This is a genomic window from Actinoplanes sp. NPDC051633 (genome assembly GCF_040681735.1).
In the GTDB taxonomy this organism is placed as follows: domain Bacteria; phylum Actinomycetota; class Actinomycetes; order Mycobacteriales; family Micromonosporaceae; genus Actinoplanes.
Genome location: NZ_JBFAZH010001253.1, coordinates 1 through 2,153, shown reverse-complemented (window position 1 = coordinate 2,153; position 2,153 = coordinate 1). Strand labels below are relative to the sequence as shown.

At 69.4% G+C, this 2,153-nt stretch carries 4 protein-coding genes; 2 read left to right on the top strand and 2 right to left on the bottom strand.

Annotated features, from left to right (window positions below; translation table 11 throughout):
• Positions 1–59 precede the first annotated feature (59 nt).
• Positions 60–911: a pyridoxal kinase PdxY gene (gene pdxY, locus AB0M20_RS39725; RefSeq protein WP_364306259.1), complete on the top strand. Its 852-nt coding sequence runs from the start codon at positions 60–62 to the stop codon at positions 909–911.
• An 11-nt stretch (positions 912–922) separates the two neighbouring features.
• Here the strand turns inward: pdxY and AB0M20_RS39720 are convergent, their stop codons facing one another.
• Positions 923–1,351, bottom strand: coding sequence for an MmcQ/YjbR family DNA-binding protein (locus tag AB0M20_RS39720; protein WP_364306257.1), 429 nt, complete (start codon positions 1,349–1,351; stop codon positions 923–925).
• Between the two features lie 35 nt (positions 1,352–1,386).
• Here AB0M20_RS39720 and AB0M20_RS39715 point away from each other — a divergent pair, with 35 nt between their 5' ends.
• Positions 1,387–1,827 (top strand): OsmC family protein, encoded by a 441-nt coding sequence (locus AB0M20_RS39715; protein WP_364306256.1) that lies wholly within the window; start codon positions 1,387–1,389, stop codon positions 1,825–1,827.
• A 33-nt stretch (positions 1,828–1,860) separates the two neighbouring features.
• Here the strand turns inward: AB0M20_RS39715 and AB0M20_RS39710 are convergent.
• Positions 1,861–2,153, bottom strand: a 293-nt coding sequence (locus tag AB0M20_RS39710; RefSeq protein WP_364306254.1) for a DUF6069 family protein, incomplete at its 5' end; no start/stop codon positions are given.

Below are 2,153 nucleotides of genomic sequence, written 5' to 3'. Positions count from 1 at the left end.
CTCCGCAAAGCAGGTAAATCGGCCATGCGGCCCCGCGGACCGGTCTCTAGGGTGGGGTGATGAAGGTTCTGTCCATCCAGTCGGCGGTCGCCCACGGTCATGTCGGAAACTCTGCGGCCGTCTTTCCGCTGCAGCGGATCGGCGTCGAGGTCGTCGCGGTCCCGACGGTGAACTTCTCCAATCACACGGGCTACGGCGCCTGGCGAGGTCCGCTGATCCCGCCGCCGGACGTGGCGGAAATCCTGCTCGGTGTGCAGGAGCGGGGCGTGTTCCCGCAGATCGCCGTCGTGCTGTCCGGCTATCAGGGCGGGGTGGGCATCGGCGACGTCATCATCGATGCTGTGCGCCGGGTAAAGGAGGCGAACCCCGCGGCGCTGTACGCGTGCGATCCGGTCATGGGCAACGCCAAGTCCGGATGCTTCGTCGCACCGGAGATCCCGGTCCTGTTGCGCGACCGGGTCGTGCCGGTGGCCGACATCATCACCCCCAACCAGTTCGAGCTCGGGTTCCTGACCGGCACCGAGCCGGCGAGCATCGAGTCGACGCTGGCCTCGGCCGACCTGGCCCGCGCCATGGGCCCCTCGACCGTGCTGGTCACCAGCGTGGAGCGCCCGGATCGGGCGGACGGCACGATCGAGATGCTGGTCGTGGACGACGCCGGCGCCTGGCTGGTGAGCACCCCGCACCTGCCGTTCAAGGCCAACGGATCCGGTGACGTCACGGCGGCGCTGTTCACCGCTCACTACGTGCAGACCAAGGACGCGGCGGTGTCGCTGGAGCGCACCGTCTCCAGCGTCTTCGACCTGATCGAGACCACCTACCGCTCCGGCGAGCGTGAGCTGCGGCTGGTGCAGGCCCAGGAGTTCTACGCCGCGCCGCGCATGCAGTTCAGCGCCCAAAAGGTGCGCTGAGCGGTCGCTCGTCAGGGCTGCGGGTCGGCCGGTGGGTGGGGGAGTGCGACCTTGGCGACCAGGAACTTCGGGGCCATCTCGCAGTAGCTGTCGGTGACCAGCTCGGCGATTTCGGTCCAATCGGTGTGCTCGCCGAGAAGGGTGCCGGCGACGTTGCGGCCCCAGTCGGCACGGAAGAACCGGCCGTCGGAGGTCAGGCCGAGCAGCTCGTCGGCGGGGACGCGGAACGTCATCATGGTCGGCGCCTCGCCGGCGACCAGATGCCGGGCGTAGACGCGGTGACGGTCGGGGTCCGGCGTGTAGACATGGGCGAACGTACGCTGACGGATCCGCCACCGAACGCCGATCCAGGCCGGCTCCTCGCACGTCTCGGGGAGTCCCCGGCAGATCGGCCGCAACCGGTCCAGGATCTCCGGGGGCACGTCTGCTGGGCCGGACATGAGCCGACAGTAACAACGGTCGGTAACTTCTCACCATGACCGAGAACACCGCCCGCTCCGTGCGGATCGAGCGCACCAGCGTCGAGCAGTATGTCGTGCACAACTTCCGCGGCGGGTCGATCCCTCTGGGCACCGGCCAGAACGACAGCTTCACCCCGGTGGAGTTGCTGCTGGCCGCCATCGGCGGGTGCATGGCTGCTGACGTGGACCTGATCACCAGTCGTCGCGCGGAGCCGACCGGGTTCGGCGTCGAGGTCTCCGGCAACAAGGTGCGCGATGCCGGAGGCAACCGGATGCGGGATCTCACCGTCACGTTCACCGTGACGTTCCCGGCCGGCGCGGAGGGCGACCGGGCCCGCGAGGCGTTGCCGCGATCCCTGCGGCAGGCGCACGACCGGCTCTGCACCGTCTCCCGCACCGTCGAACTCGGCACTCCGATATCGGTCGTCGAGGGCGACACCGCCGCCGTGCGGTGAGATCTCGCACTGCGGCCGGTGTCCGGAGTCCCGTCAATCGGTCCGGGTGCGCAGGCTCCGCGCCAGGCTGGGAATCATCACCGTCGCAGCGAACAGGTGCAGCCCGAGCAGGGCGGCGATGGTGGCGGTGTTCGCGCTGGAGAGCAGGGGCGGAACCAGCGAGATCGCGGTCAGCGACACCGCCGTCCAGACGAACCGCTCGGCGGGGCGAGCGCTCCAGCGCAGAAGAGCGGCGGCGATGACGACGCCCACGACGGAGAAGAAGCCGGTCACCACGGCGAATCCGGACAGCGGGATCGTCTCGCCGCCGGCGTCGACTTCGAGGT

Excerpts from the sequence above, each read along its gene's own strand:
- pdxY (WP_364306259.1), top strand. The coding sequence starts at position 60 with ATGAAGGTTCTGTCCATCCAGTCGGCGGTCGCCCACGGTCATGTCGGA.
- AB0M20_RS39720 (WP_364306257.1), bottom strand. The coding sequence starts at position 1,351 with ATGTCCGGCCCAGCAGACGTGCCCCCGGAGATCCTGGACCGGTTGCGG.
- AB0M20_RS39715 (WP_364306256.1), top strand. The coding sequence starts at position 1,387 with ATGACCGAGAACACCGCCCGCTCCGTGCGGATCGAGCGCACCAGCGTC.